The organism is Cryobacterium sp., from assembly GCF_026786305.1.
GTDB lineage: Bacteria > Actinomycetota > Actinomycetes > Actinomycetales > Microbacteriaceae > Cryobacterium.
The window spans coordinates 18,602-31,746 of the sequence record NZ_JAJAYI010000069.1 but is presented as its reverse complement, the minus strand read 5'-3'; the positions used below and the strand labels follow the sequence as shown (position 1 = coordinate 31,746).

The 13,145-nt window shown below is 65.0% G+C and carries 12 protein-coding genes; 3 read left to right on the top strand and 9 right to left on the bottom strand.

Going from position 1 to position 13,145, the window contains the following annotated elements:
* Positions 1-53: 53 nt before the first annotated feature.
* Complete coding sequence (locus LH475_RS08090) at positions 54-1,586, bottom strand: anthranilate synthase component I family protein (protein ID WP_297413336.1); 1,533 nt, start codon at positions 1,584-1,586, stop codon at positions 54-56.
* A gap of 90 nt (positions 1,587-1,676) precedes the next feature.
* On the opposite strand from LH475_RS08090, the gene LH475_RS08085 reads away from it, so the two are divergent.
* Positions 1,677-2,312, top strand: a complete 636-nt coding sequence (locus tag LH475_RS08085; protein ID WP_196843786.1) for a DedA family protein — start codon at positions 1,677-1,679, stop codon at positions 2,310-2,312.
* A gap of 3 nt (positions 2,313-2,315) precedes the next feature.
* Here the strand turns inward: LH475_RS08085 and cydC are convergent, their stop codons facing one another.
* From cydC to LH475_RS08065, 4 genes are all read right to left on the bottom strand, one after another.
* Positions 2,316-4,025 carry a thiol reductant ABC exporter subunit CydC gene (gene cydC, locus LH475_RS08080; RefSeq protein WP_297413333.1) on the bottom strand — a complete coding sequence of 570 codons (1,710 nt, stop codon included), beginning with the start codon at positions 4,023-4,025 and terminating at the stop codon, positions 2,316-2,318.
* Positions 4,018-5,733, bottom strand: coding sequence for a thiol reductant ABC exporter subunit CydD (gene cydD / locus LH475_RS08075; RefSeq protein ID WP_297413331.1), 1,716 nt, complete (start codon positions 5,731-5,733; stop codon positions 4,018-4,020). The genes cydC and cydD overlap by 8 nt, the downstream gene beginning before the upstream one ends.
* Before the next feature lie 95 nt (positions 5,734-5,828).
* Positions 5,829-6,833, bottom strand: a complete 1,005-nt coding sequence (gene cydB / locus LH475_RS08070) for a cytochrome d ubiquinol oxidase subunit II (RefSeq protein ID WP_196843789.1) — start codon at positions 6,831-6,833, stop codon at positions 5,829-5,831.
* Positions 6,834-6,855: 22 nt separating this feature from the next.
* A complete protein-coding gene (locus tag LH475_RS08065; RefSeq protein ID WP_196843790.1) occupies positions 6,856-8,268 on the bottom strand; it encodes a cytochrome ubiquinol oxidase subunit I in 1,413 nt (470 codons plus the stop codon).
* A gap of 129 nt (positions 8,269-8,397) precedes the next feature.
* On the opposite strand from LH475_RS08065, the gene LH475_RS08060 reads away from it, so the two are divergent.
* Positions 8,398-8,784 carry a BlaI/MecI/CopY family transcriptional regulator gene (locus LH475_RS08060; protein ID WP_297413329.1) on the top strand — a complete coding sequence of 129 codons (387 nt, stop codon included), beginning with the start codon at positions 8,398-8,400 and terminating at the stop codon, positions 8,782-8,784.
* Between the two features lie 27 nt (positions 8,785-8,811).
* Positions 8,812-9,801: a M56 family metallopeptidase gene (locus LH475_RS08055; RefSeq protein ID WP_196843792.1), complete on the top strand. Its 990-nt coding sequence runs from the start codon at positions 8,812-8,814 to the stop codon at positions 9,799-9,801.
* On the opposite strand, the gene LH475_RS08050 is transcribed toward LH475_RS08055, so the two are convergent.
* Genes LH475_RS08050 through LH475_RS08035 form a run of 4 tightly spaced genes read right to left on the bottom strand, consistent with a single transcriptional unit; the run spans position 9,798 to position 13,075 of the window.
* Positions 9,798-10,721: an ABC transporter substrate-binding protein gene (locus LH475_RS08050; protein WP_196843793.1), complete on the bottom strand. Its 924-nt coding sequence runs from the start codon at positions 10,719-10,721 to the stop codon at positions 9,798-9,800. The two genes, LH475_RS08055 and LH475_RS08050, sit on opposite strands and share 4 nt — an antisense overlap.
* Entirely contained in the window at positions 10,705-11,460 is a 756-nt protein-coding gene (locus tag LH475_RS08045) for an ABC transporter permease (RefSeq protein WP_196843794.1), read from the bottom strand. The genes LH475_RS08050 and LH475_RS08045 overlap by 17 nt, the downstream gene beginning before the upstream one ends.
* Positions 11,457-12,143 carry an ABC transporter permease gene (locus tag LH475_RS08040; RefSeq protein WP_196843795.1) on the bottom strand — a complete coding sequence of 229 codons (687 nt, stop codon included), beginning with the start codon at positions 12,141-12,143 and terminating at the stop codon, positions 11,457-11,459. The genes LH475_RS08045 and LH475_RS08040 overlap by 4 nt, the downstream gene beginning before the upstream one ends.
* Positions 12,140-13,075 (bottom strand): ATP-binding cassette domain-containing protein, encoded by a 936-nt coding sequence (locus LH475_RS08035; RefSeq protein ID WP_297413325.1) that lies wholly within the window; start codon positions 13,073-13,075, stop codon positions 12,140-12,142. The genes LH475_RS08040 and LH475_RS08035 overlap by 4 nt, the downstream gene beginning before the upstream one ends.
* Positions 13,076-13,145: the final 70 nt, after the last annotated feature.

Here is a 13,145-nt window from a genome sequence, read left to right as displayed (position 1 = left end):
CGAACTTTCGCTCGGGTGCGATCGCGATAAAGCGCGCGTGCACATGTTCTAGATTACTCGGGCGCAGTGACCCCGAGGCCCGCGAGCAGTGCGGCCGCCTTGATTCGGGTCTCCTCGATCTCTTCGGCGGCGTCGGACAGGGCGGTGATTCCACCACCCGTGCCGATGCTCGCCCCGTTTGAATCGAGCACGATGCTGCGGATGACGATGGCCAGGTCCGCTGCACCGCCCCGCCCAATGTAGCCAAAGGCCCCGGAATAGATACCCCGCGGGCCCCGCTCGAGCGACTGGAGAATGGTCATCGCGCTCTGCTTTGGAGCGCCCGTCATGGAACCGGCCGGAAAGCACGATTCGATGGCGTCGATCACGGTGACGCCCGGTAACAGGTGCGCCTCGATGGTGCTGACCAGCTGATGCACGTGGGGGTAGCTCTCCACCGCGAGCAGGGTGGAGACAGCGACAGTGCCGAGCTTGGCGATTCGTCCGAGGTCGTTGCGCATGAGATCGACGATCATCAGGTTCTCGGCACGTTCCTTGTCGCTGTGTTGCAGCTCGAGTTTCAGCCGGTCGTCTTCTCCCGGTTCGTCTGAGCGCGGCCGGGTGCCTTTGATCGGTTTGGTGCGAATGCGCCGATCCCGGCCCACGTGCAGAAACTGCTCCGGGCTCGCGCTGAGCAGCGCCACGTCACCGAATCGCAGCAAACCGCCGTGGTGGCTCGGGCTGCCTGCGCGCAGTGCGCCATAGGTGTCGACCGGGTGCCAGCGGCCCGCCACCCGAATCTCGTTGGTCAGGCACAGTTGGTAGGCATCTCCGTCGTGGATGGCGGCCAGACAGGTTTCGACCAGAGCGGCATAGTCGGTGGGGTGGTGACGCCAGCGCGGGACAGCGGATGCCCGCGGCGGGGCAACGCAAGCCGGCTCGGGCATTTGTGGGGTCGCCGCCAGTACCGCGGTCATTCGATGGAACCAGTGCGTCACGATCGCGGGCGGTTCGGTTGCGCTCGTGCGTGCCACGAGGGTCACCGTGCGGTCGCCGTGGTCGAACCGGATCATGCGGTCAATCTCGAGCAGGGCGGCATCGGGGTAGCGCGACTCGTGCACCGGGGCACCGACGGTTTGTGCGCCGAGTTCGTAGCCGAGCCAGCCGACCCAGCCGAGTTCGAACCCGCTGTCCTGAGACGCGCTGTCCTGAGACGCGCTGTCCTGAGACGCGCTGTCCTGAGACGCGCTGTCCTGAGACCCGCTGTCCTGAGACGCGCTGTCCTGCGAAGCGCTGTGGGAAGACGGGCCATCGTCGCCATGCACGGTCAGGTCGCGCCGCAGAAACTCGAAGACCGTCTCGTGCGTGATATCGGGCGGCGCAGCATCCGCTGTCTGAACGTACCGGCTGGTCACCGTGCCCTCCGCCACCGACGCTGTGACGAAACGGGAGGTGGGCGAGGCCGCGCCAAGGTAGCTGACGCCCGTGCGCGCGTTCGGGCCGGCATCGAGCCAAAAGGCGTACCGGTCGCTGGCATAGAGCGCCGCGAATGCCGCTGCGGGGTCCGTCCAACGGGTCAGGAGCTTACTCTGCACGGTGCCGGTCACCAGAACAGCCTAGCTTTGCCGAGCGGGCACCCGGCGACGGCCAAAAGGCCTGACCTTGTTGAATTTCGCGCAGCACGTATGCTGGGCGAAATGAATGACATCCTGACGTGGATCCTCGACACCGTCTCCGGCGTCGACCCGGTCATTCGAACGCTTCTGGCCTTTCTGGGCATGCTGCTGGAGACCTCGGTGCTGGTGGGACTGGTTGTTCCCGGCGACACCATCGTCGTCGTGGCCAGCACGGCGGTAACCGGCTCGGTCGAGTTCGTCACCCTCGTTCTGGCCGTGATCGTGGGAGCCCTGGCCGGGGAGAGCATCGGTTTTGCCCTCGGACACCACTTCGGCCCGGTCATTCGGAGCAGCCGGCTCGGCCGCCGCATTGGCGAACACAACTGGATTCGCGCCGAGAACTACCTCGACCGGCGCGGCGGTGCCGCCGTTTTCATGTCCCGATTTCTGCCGGTCTTGCACTCGCTCATTCCGCTGACCGTCGGCGCGAGCGGCATGCGCTACCGCACCTTCATGGCCTGGACTGTTCCCGCCTGCATCATCTGGTCCCTCGCCTATGTGAGCGTCGGGTCGGCGGCAGCGGAAGGCTACCGCGAACTGAGTGGTCGCCTGCACTTCGCCGGTTACCTGTTCGTCGGTGTGATCGCCCTGTTCGTGCTCGCGGTGTTCGTCATCAAGAAGTGGCTGCACCGCCGCGAGCTGCGCCACATGGACTGAGTCTTACGTGCGGGCGGGCAGGGTCACCCGGGCGGTCACGAGCTCGTCGGGCACGGGGATGTGCGAGATGAGCAGCACCGCGCGATGGGCGTCGGCCGCCGCCGTCAGGATGTCGCGCACGAGGGCATCCGCCCCCGCGCTGTCGACATTGGCGGTGGGCTCGTCGACGATGAGCACCGGAAAATCTGCGAGCAGGGCTCGCGCCAGCGCGATGCGCTGAGCCTGACCGCCGGAGACGAGCGCACCGCGCTCCCCCACTCGGGCGTCGAGGCCACCGCGCCGGGCGGCCCAGTCAGCCAGGCCGACGCGGGCCAGCACGGCGTCGAGTTCGGCATCGCTGGCCGTATCGCGTGCAAACAGCAAATTCTGACGGATGCTGTCATCAAACAACCACGGGCGCTGCTCGCACAGTCCGACCACCCGCCGCAGGTCCGTCTGGGAGAGCAGCCGTGCTTCGACCCCGTTGAGCCGGTACGAGCCGGTGTAGTCGAGAAAGCGCACGAGGGTCTGGGCGAGGGTGGTCTTGCCCGCGCCGCTGGGGCCGGCCAGGTGCACGCGGTCCCCCGGCGCGAGCCGCAGTGTCACGCCGGCCACGCCCGGCTGAGCCTGCCCGGGCCAGCGCGCTCCGAGATCGGACAGTTCGAGCACGACCGGTATGGCAGCGTGGTCGGCCGGAAAGAGCATCTGCGGGTTCACGACGTCGGCGGGGATCTCGGCCGGCGGAGACGCCGGAACAACGTTGGCGACGCGCCCTGCGCTGACCTGCACCTGACGCCAGGCGACGGCGGCGAGCGGAATCATGCCGAACACCTCGAACACGGCCATCGGCACGAGCACGGCGACGACCAGGGTCGGGGCGAGCAGTTGCGGGCTCAGCAGGCCACCCGTACCGGTGAGCTCGGGGATGCCGAAGTAGAGCGCGCCGAGCGTTGCCGCACCGGCGAACAGGGACACGACGGCCGACTGCACGCCGACCCCGACCGACCGTCGCAGCGAGGCCCGACGCAGGCGATGATCGGTGCGAGCGAGAGCCGCGAGACGCGGGCTCAGGGCGTCGAACGCGGTCAGGACATCGAGGTTTTCGACGATTTCCAATACCTCGTCGGCCAGGGCGCCGCGCAGCGGTGCGAGCTCCCGGTCGGCCCGTGCGGCCAGCCTGCCGGAGAAGACCGTTCCAAGTAATCCCGCCAGCAGCAGGCAGACCAGCACGATGAGCCCGGCAGCCGGTACGATCAGCCAGATACCGATCACGCCGAGTAGGGCGGTTATGCCCGCCACCAGGAGCGGTTGCACGACGCGCAACGGTAGGTCTTGCAGGTCGTCGACGTCGCGCACCAGGCGGGTGAGCAGATCGCCGCGCCCGGTATTCGCGAGCCCCGCGGGAGCCACCGGAACGATGCGACAAAAGATGCCCAGCCGCAGTTCGGCGAGTTGTCGGAACGCGGCATCGTGGCTGGCCAACCGTTCCAGGTAGCGAAATGCCGAACGCCCAATGGCGAAGGCGCGCACACCGACGACAGCCAGACCCAGAAAGGCCAGGGACGGCATTTCGGCCGCGCGGGTGATCAGCCAGGCCGAGCAAGCCAGCAAGGCCACCGCCATGAGGGCACTCCCGATCCCGGCCAGCAGGCCGGGAACAAACCAACGCGGGCGTGGCTGGGCGAGGCGCAGCACATCATGGGCAGCCGCCGTCGTCGTCGTGGCGTCAGACATGAATCCGCTCCTGCAGTTCGATCACCCGGTCTGCTGCGGAAACAACAGCCGGTCGGTGACTCACCACGATCACGACGCGGCCCTGATCGGCTAGCTGGCGCAGCCCGGCGAGAAGACCGGCCTCGGCGTCGGCGTCGAGGGCTGAGCTTGGTTCGTCCAGGATGACCACGTGGCACTCGGTCGCCAGCGTTCGGTAGATGGCCCGGGCTGCAGCGACGCGCTGTGCCTGACCGCCCGAGAGACCGTCGCCATTCACACCGAGAACCGTGGCCGGTGACACCTCGGAGGCGCCCGCCCAGTCCAGCGCCTGCGCGACCAGTCGCGGGTCAGGGACCGTCCGGCCACGCACGCCTCGCGCAGCGGATGCCGCCCCGAGAGCCACATTCTCGGCCACCGTTCCGCGGAACAGGCCAGGGCGCTGGCCGGCCCAAGCCAGCCACGGCCGAGTTGCCCCGGCCACCACCGGGGCGCCGCCGAGCGTGATCTCACCGGTCACGGGCACGAAACCGAGCAGAGCGGCCACGAGGGTCGATTTGCCCACCCCGCTCACTCCGCGCAGCACGCTCAGTTCGCCGGGAGCAAATTCCGCGTCCAGCTGGTCGATCACGACGGTGTCGCCGCGCCGAACGGTGACGCCGGCCAGTCGAAGGGCGCCTGATCCGGAGCCGAGTTGTTGGGTGGGCCCGGCCGCACGACGGGCCGAAGCTGCCTGACCGGCGATGACTGCGGCATCCGCTGTTGGAGCAGCGGGAACGGTATCGTCGTCGAGAATCGCGAACAGCTCGTCGGCGGCGGCCAGGCCGTCGGCCGCGGCGTGAAATTGTGCGCCCACCTGGCGCAGCGGCAGAAACGCCTCCGGCGCGAGTAGCAGAACGAACAGGCCGACGCCGAGCAGCAGTGTGCCGTCGACGAGTCGCAGGCCGATCGACACGGCGATGAGCGCGACCGAGAGGCTCGCTGCCAACTCGAGCACGAAGCCGCTGAGAAAAGAGACCCGGAGTACCGTCATGGTGCGGGTGCGGTATTCCTGCGTGATGGAGCGGATGCGGTCGAACTGGCGTCGTTCCCGACCATAGATCTTCAGGGTGCCGAGGCCCCCGACAACGTCGAGAAACCCCGTGGAGAGGCGTTGCAGTGCCTGCCACTGTTTGTGCTGAATCGATTGGGTGGCTCGGCCGATGAGAATCATGAACACGGGAATGAGCGGAATCACGATGATGACCGTGAGGCCGCTGGCGAGGTCCTGCCAGAGGATGGCCGCGATCAGAATCGGCGTTGCGATCATGGTCAGCAGCAGCTGCGGCAGGTAGCGGGCGAAATAGTTGTCGAGTTCGTCGAGGCCGGTTGTGACAACGGTCGCCAGGCGTGCACTCTGCCGGGCGGCGACCCAGTCGGGGCCACGCTCGGCCAGCTTGGCCATGACCCGGGCTCGCAACTGGCTCTTGACCCGTGCCGCGCCTCGATTGGCCGAGACTTCGAGCAACCAGATCAGCACAGACCGCAGCACAACGACCGCGGCAAGGGCGGCCAGGGTCGACACAATCTCGCGCAGGGGCTTCCCCGCCACCATGAGGGTGATTGCTCGGGTCAGCAACCACGCGAACGCGATGACAACGAGGGTTTGAGCAAACCCGAGCAGCGCGCCAATGAGAAGAAACCGGCGCGCTGCTGAGGCATAACGAAGAAGGCGAGGATCCAGGGGGCGCACTGCCTCAGTCTCCCACAGCGCTGGTATACGGCGTGCTGGTCAGCGTTGTTATAGTCAGCGTGGTCGTAGTCAACGTGGTCGTAGTCAACGGCGTACTAGTGAACAGCGACCGCAATGTGGGCCCGGCCGATGCGTTTGCGGAACACCCAGTAGGTCCAGCCCTGGTAGAGCAGAATGACGGGCATCCCGATCAGCGCGGTCCAGCTCATCACGCCGAGTGTGTACGTCGACGAGGAAGCGTTGGCAATCGTGAGGCTGTTGGCCGGGTCGTTGCTGGCCGGCATGACGTCGGGAAACAGCGACGCGAACAGGGTCAGCACGGCGAGACCGATCGTGCCGGCCATGAGAGCGAACGCGAGCCGTTCGGCGCCGCGCAGGTTGGCCAGGAACGATGCGATCAGCGCGACCGCGGTCAGGGCGGCGAAGAGAGCGGATGCCACGGTGCCGTACGCGAAGGTCGTCCAGACCAGGAAGCAGGCCGCGACGACGATCGTCACGATTCCGGCCCTGGTGGCGAGTTTGCGCGCCCGCATTCGGATGTCTCCCTCGGTCTTGAGCGAGACAAACACCACCCCGTGCACGAAGAACAGCAGCAACGTGGTGAGGCCGCCGAGCAGGGCATACGGGTTGAGCAGGTCGAAGAACGTGCCGACGTAGTCGTGGTTGACGTCGAGGTTGACGCCGCGCACGACGTTGGCGAAGGCCACGCCCCAGAGCAGCGCCGGAACGGCCGAACCGACGATGATCATGCCGTCGAACCACTTCTTCCACGATGATTCGGGGCGCTGGTGCCGGTATTCGAACGACACCCCGCGCAGAATCAGTGCCACCAGAATGAGCAGCAGCGCGAGGTAGAAACCGCTGAACATCGTTGCGTACCACTCGGGAAACGCCGCGAACAGCGATGCGCCGGCCACGATGACCCAGGTTTCGTTGAGGTCCCAGACCGGACCGATGGTGTTGATGAGAACGCGGCGATCGGTGTCGTCCTTGCCGAGGAAGGGAAGGGACATGCCGACCCCGAAATCGAAGCCATCGAGTACGAAGTACCCGATGAACATCGCAGCGATGATCCAGAACCAAAGAATTGTGAGATCCATCTTGTATTCCTGTTGACCCGTCCTAGTAGACCGTGACAGTTTGCGTGAGTTCGCCGGATTCGGCGTCGGGGACCGGAGCATCGTCCGGACCCTTTTGAACGGCCTGAAGGATGAGTCTGAACTCCACCACCGCGAGGATGCCGTAAAGCAGGGTGAAGACGATCAACGAGATCAGGATCTCCACACCGGTCACGCCGGGCGAGACGCCGTCCTGCGTTTTCAACAGGCCGAAGACCAGCCACGGCTGTCGGCCCATCTCGGTGAAGACCCATCCCACGGTCATGGCGAGTAGCGACGCCGGGAAGCTCCAGATGGCCAGGCTCCAGACCCACTTCTGTGTCGGCATCCGTCCCTTGCGGGTGAGGAACAGGCCGACAACGGCGACGAGCATGTGCAGGAGTCCGAGAGCGATCATCCAGCGGAACGCCCAGTAGGTGATCCAGATGGTCGGGGTGTAGTCCCCCGGCCCGTATGTGGCAACGTACTGCGCCTGCAGGTTGTTGATACCCTGCACGGTGCCGTCGAAGGTATGGGTCGAGAGGAACGACAGCAGGTACGGGATCCGGATGGAGAACAATTCGTGCACGCCGTCCGGGGTGCCGAGCGTGAACAGTGAGAACGACGCGTTGGCTCCCGTGGCCGTGTGATACAACGCCTCGGCTGCGGCCATTTTCATTGGCTGCACCTCGCCCATCACGAGGCTGAGCTGATCACCGGCGAGTGTCGTGCCGATGCCGGCGATGACCATCATCCACATGCCGAACTTGAGCGCGGGACGCATGGTCTCGAAATGCTGGTTGCGCGCCAGGTGCCAGGCTGCGACCGAGATGATCAGTCCCGCCGACACCATGAAACACGCGAGGATAGTGTGCGGGAACGCCGCCAGCGCGATCGGGTTGGTGAGCAGCTCGCCGATGCTGGTCAGCTCGGCCCGGCCCTTCTCCGCGTTGATGGTGTACGCGATCGGGTTCTGCATGAAGGCGTTGGCCGCGAGGATGAAGTAGGCCGACGTGATACTGCCGATAACGGTCAGCCAGATGGTTGCAAGATGCACCTTCTTCGGCAGCTTGTCCCAGCCGAAAATCCACAGGCCGATGAAAGTGGCCTCGAGGAAGAACGCGAGAATGCCCTCGAAGGCGAGCGGGGCACCGAAGACGTCGCCGACGAAGCGCGAGTAGTCCGACCAGTTCATGCCGAACTGAAACTCCTGCACGATACCGGTCACGACGCCCATGGCGAAGTTGATCAGAAAGATCTTGCCGAAGAAGTGCGTCAGCTGCAGATACTTGGCTTTGTCGGTGCGTACCCAGGCCGTCTGGAAGATCGCCACAGTGAGGGCCATTCCGATAGTGAGTGGGACGAAAAGAAAATGATAGATGGTCGTCAGACCGAACTGCCACCGTGAGAGGAGTAAAGGGTCCAGCCACTCGTTCATATGCCCTCCAGCATTGTTGCTACCGCGCAAACTTTCTACGCTGTGTAGAACATTACACTTCTACGCTGTGTAGAACATTAGACTTCTACGACTCGTAGAAATCACAGTTTCACAGCGTAATATGCTGACATGGCAAATTTGGGCGTGCTCGAGAGGCTGTTGATGAATGTCCTGTGGGACTCCCCGGCACCGTTGACTGCCAACGAACTCAAGGAGTCCCTGGTACGCCGTGAGAGAGGGGCCATGCCGACCAAACCGCCGGCGACGACGACAGTCCTGACGGTGCTGTCTCGACTCGAAACAAAGGGCTTCGTCACCCGCGACCGTAGCGTCCGGCCGCACGCCTACACCGCCGTTATGACCCGCGCGACCCACACGGCGGGACTCATGCACGAGGTGCTCGGGCAGGTACCCGACCGCCAGGCGGCCTTGGTGCGCTTCATCGGAGGCGTCACCCCTCAGGAGGCAGACACACTGCGCCAGTTGCTCGGAGTCGTGAATTCCGACAACGCCTAACGCCGCCAGAGCTCACCCGCGATACCCATGATCACCGCCGCCGTCATGCTCGGCATCATCGCCGTTCTGCTGGCCTGGCCCGTACCGCTCGTGCTGGCCCGCTCAGACTGGCCGGCTCGCTCCCCCGGCGTAGCCCTCGTGCTCTGGCAGGCTATCGCCCTGTCCGGCGGTATGTCCATGATCGGCTCGCTGCTGCTCTACGGCCTCGTTCCGTTCGGCGACACCCTTCCGCAGAGCATCGTCGTGCTCGTCGGCGACCTGCGGGCCGGCACACTCCCGGCCGGAACGAGCTTCACCCACGTGCTCGCACTTGGCAGCGCCATTCTGCTTGGCACCCACCTATTGTTGAATCTTCTCGCGACTTTCGTTCGTGCCGAGCGCCAGCGCCGCCGTCACCACACTCTTATCGCCCTGCTCAGCGATCCCCTGCACGGCCAGCCGGGAATGCGGGTCATCGACCATCCGGCCCCGGTCGCCTATTGCCTGCCCGGAGCCGGGCATTCGGCAACGGTCCTCTCGAATGGACTGCTCCGACTACTCGATACCGACCAGGTGCGTGCGGTGATCGCCCACGAGCAGGCACACCTCGTGCAACAGCACCACCTGGTGTTACTCGCCTTCAAGAGCTGGCACAGCGCATTGCCGTGGTTCCCGATCGCCAACCGCGCCGAGAACGCCGTCGCCCTGCTGGTGGAGATGCTCGCCGATGATCATGCCCGGCGCGTGGTCGACGATCACACCCTGGCCCGCGCGATCGCCCTCACGGGGTTCGCACTCGCCGGGTTCACCACACCCTTCATGAGCGAAGCGGATGCGGCGACGAGCGCCATCGCATCCGCTTCACACACTGACAAAGGACGAGCTGCAGAACCCGAGCATCCGGCACACCAGGTGACGCCACGAGTGGCCCGGCTGGTGAACCCGACCGTGCCGCTGGGCTACACGGCCACGATAGGAGCACTCACCGTATCGGCGGTGCTCCTGACCGGGCCGGCCCTCATTCTGTTCGGTGCCTAGACGAGCTTCTCCTGAGTCAGCCAGGCCGTCGCGATCTTGTCGGCCGAGAGCTTGTCGTTGAAGCTCTGCGAGTTCAGATCGACCAGCATGTCGGCTGTGAGGGCCGCACTAACCTTGTTGAGAATCGCCGCGGCGCTGTCATCGACCTTCTGGGAGACGACGGGCACGATGTTGTCCGGAAAGAACAATCCGTCGGGGTCGGTGAGGGCGACCAGACTGTTGGTTTTGATGTTCGGGTCAGCCGTGTAGATGTTGGCGAGCTGAATGTCACCGTCGACGAGCGCCTTGACGGTCAACGGTCCGCCACTGTCCTCGACCGGCACGAATCCGGCAATCTTGATTCCGTACTTCTCCTTGAGGGCAGTCGGCCCGTAGGGACGCGTCTCGAGCTCCGAGTTGCCACCGACGGTGATCGGTTCGGTGACGTTGGTCAAAGAGGCGATGTCGGTGAGGCTGTACTTGCTCGCGACGGCGTCGGTGACGGTCCAGGAGTTCTGGTCGGAGGCCTCGGCCTTGTCGAGAACACGCAGGTTGTCGGGCAGGGCGGCCTGGAGTTCCGTGTAGGTCGCGTCGCTGGTGCCGCCGACGGCGGCCTTGTCGAGGGCCTGCAGCAGGCTTCCGGTGTATTCCGGGAAGACGTCGATCTTGCCGTCTTCGATATCGGGCAGGTAGACCTCACGCTGGCCGATCTGGAACTGTCGGTCGACGGTGAAACCGCCGGCTTCGAGTGCCTGCGAGTAAATTTCGGCGATGATCTCGTTGGAGTAGTACGCCTGCGACCCGACCACGATGGTGGAGTCGGTGGCGCTACTCGACGGTTCCGCCAGGGGGTCCCCCGACGCACACCCTGCAAGGGCTACGACGGCCCCAACCGCGACGGCGCCGATGAGCGTGAGCCGGCCTCTATGTGCTGTGAACATTGCTGTTTCCTTTCTCGATGGTGGTTTCCATCACCGGGCGGGATCGGGATGACCCGTCGCGGATATCTGTGGGGAGTCCCTCGGTGACGCCGCGGGGAACGACCAATTTTTGTATGAGGGCGAACACGCCCTCCAACACGATCGCGAGCAGGATCACGAGAACCGAACCGCCGAGCATTTCGCCGTAGTCGCGAATTCGCAGGCCTTCAAAGAGGTAACGGCCCAGGCCGAAATTTGCGATGTACGCGGCGAGGGTGGCCGTGGCCACGACTTGCAGGGTCGCGGAGCGTAACCCGCCTATCAGCAGAGGAAGGCCGAGCGGCAGCTCGACCTTGAGCAGGATCTGTGCCTCCGACATGCCCACGGCCCGCGCCGCATCGATAATCTTGCGATCAATCGCTTCAAATCCGGTGTACGCGCCGGCCAGTATGGGCGGAATGGCGAGCACGATCAGCGCAACGAAGGGGGCGCTCAAGCCTATTCCCACCCAGAGGGCCACCAGGGTGAGCAGGCCCAGGGTGGGAATGGCCCGGAACGCGCCCGAGATCGCCACGGCCAAGCCCCGGCCGCGACCGGTATGCCCGATAACAAAGCCGATCGGTACGGCAATCACCGCGGCAACGATAAGGGTCACGAGTGTGAAAAGCAGGTGTTGGGCGAGACGCGTCGGAATGCCACCGGCTCCGATCCAATTCGCGGGGTCGAGCAGCCAGGCCAGAGTTTCGATGAAAAAGCTCATGTGGTCACCCCCGCGACGACGGCACTGTTGCGAGCCGCGACGCCGATCGCGCTGCGCCGGGTCCACGGCATCAGCAGCCGTCCGAACAGCACGAGCGCCGCATCCAGTACGAGGGCGAGCAGCACGGTCGCCACGATGCCGGCGATGATCTCTTCTTGGATTCCCCGCTGGATCCCGTCGGTGAACAAGCTGCCGAGGCTCTGAGCGCCGATCACCGCACCGACCGTGGCGAGACTCACCGTGCTGACCGCCACGACGCGCAGGCCAGCCAGAAGCACGGGACCGGCCAGGGGCAGCTCGACCTGCCAGAAAACGGTCCACCCCGAAAATCCGACGCCCGTTGCCGACTGTTGCACGTCGCGGTCGACGGAACCGAGGCCATCCGCTACCACCCGCACCATCAGGGCCACCCCGTAGAGAGTGAGCGCGATGATCAGGTTCAGTGGCGAGCGGATGCTGGTGCCCACGATGAAGGGCAGCACGATGAACAGCGGCAGCGACGGAATGGCATAGAGCAGCCCGACCGTGGTCAGAATAACCGCCCGGCTCGCGCGGTAGCGGTGCGCCAACCAGCCGAACGGGAGGGCGATGACGAAACTGAGGATGATCGAGGGCACGCTGAGCACGAGGTGATCGAGCGTGCGATCCCAAATAAGGTCCATATTCGACCAGATCCAGGTCACCGCGAATCCCCACCCTGCGCCGAAGCACCCGGTCCGCGAGGACCGGCCTTTGACTCTGACCCACACTGTGACTCTGACCCAGACTGTGACGCGGCGCTGGCCCGGGACGACGTGGTCGACGAGCCGACGAGCACCCCGGCCAGACGACCTGTTTCGTCGACGACAATGTCGCCATCGCCGTGGTTCTCGACGTGTAGGGACCGCTTGCCGCGATCGGCACCGACGAAGGTCGCGACGAACTCATCGATCGGATTCGCCAGGATCTCGGCGGGCGAACCCACCTGGGCGACCTTTCCGCCGGTACGCAGGATGACCACCTGATCGCCGAGCAGGAAGGCTTCGTCGATGTCGTGGGTCACGAAGACCACGGTCTTGCCGAGTTCGCGTTGCAGCCGCAGCAGCTCCTGCTGCAGTTCGGCGCGCACGATCGGATCCACCGCGCCGAACGGTTCGTCCATGAGCAGGATATTAGGGTTGACGGCCAGCCCACGGGCAACGCCCACGCGTTGCTGCTGGCCGCCGGAGAGTTGGCTCGGATACCGATTGGCCAGGGACCGGTCGAGGCCGACCGTGTCAAGCAGTTGGAGTGCCTCCTCGCGGGCTCTCTTCTTCGGCATCCCCCGCAGCATCGGTACGGTAGCGACGTTGTCGATGACTTTGCGGTGGGGAAGCAGCCCCGAGTTCTGCATGACATAGCCGATGCCGCGTCGCAGCTTGACCGGCTCGAGCGTACCGATGTCCGCTCCGTCAATGTCGATGGACCCGCTGGTCGGATCCACCATCCGGTTGATCATGCGCAGCAGGGTTGTCTTTCCCGAACCGGAGGTTCCGACAAACACGGTCGTTTTGTAGGACGGCAGGACGAGGCTGAAGTCGTCGACGGCGAGGGTGCCGTCGGGGAACCGGTTGGTCACCGCGTGGAATTCGATCATCCTGGTGCCTCGCTCCTCGCATCGGTCGGGTCAACACAAACCAGATGCTAACCCAACCACTTTTCGAGGC

Bases quoted from the DNA above. Each gene is read 5' to 3' on its own strand.
- LH475_RS08055 (WP_196843792.1), top strand. From the start codon at position 8,812: ATGATCACCGCCGCCGTCATGCTCGGCATCATCGCCGTTCTGCTGGCC.
- LH475_RS08050 (WP_196843793.1), bottom strand. From the start codon at position 10,721: ATGTTCACAGCACATAGAGGCCGGCTCACGCTCATCGGCGCCGTCGCG.
- LH475_RS08045 (WP_196843794.1), bottom strand. From the start codon at position 11,460: ATGAGCTTTTTCATCGAAACTCTGGCCTGGCTGCTCGACCCCGCGAAT.
- cydC (WP_297413333.1), bottom strand. From the start codon at position 4,025: ATGTCTGACGCCACGACGACGACGGCGGCTGCCCATGATGTGCTGCGC.
- cydB (WP_196843789.1), bottom strand. From the start codon at position 6,833: ATGGATCTCACAATTCTTTGGTTCTGGATCATCGCTGCGATGTTCATC.
- LH475_RS08085 (WP_196843786.1), top strand. From the start codon at position 1,677: ATGAATGACATCCTGACGTGGATCCTCGACACCGTCTCCGGCGTCGAC.
- LH475_RS08035 (WP_297413325.1), bottom strand. From the start codon at position 13,075: ATGATCGAATTCCACGCGGTGACCAACCGGTTCCCCGACGGCACCCTC.
- LH475_RS08060 (WP_297413329.1), top strand. From the start codon at position 8,398: ATGGCAAATTTGGGCGTGCTCGAGAGGCTGTTGATGAATGTCCTGTGG.
- LH475_RS08065 (WP_196843790.1), bottom strand. From the start codon at position 8,268: ATGAACGAGTGGCTGGACCCTTTACTCCTCTCACGGTGGCAGTTCGGT.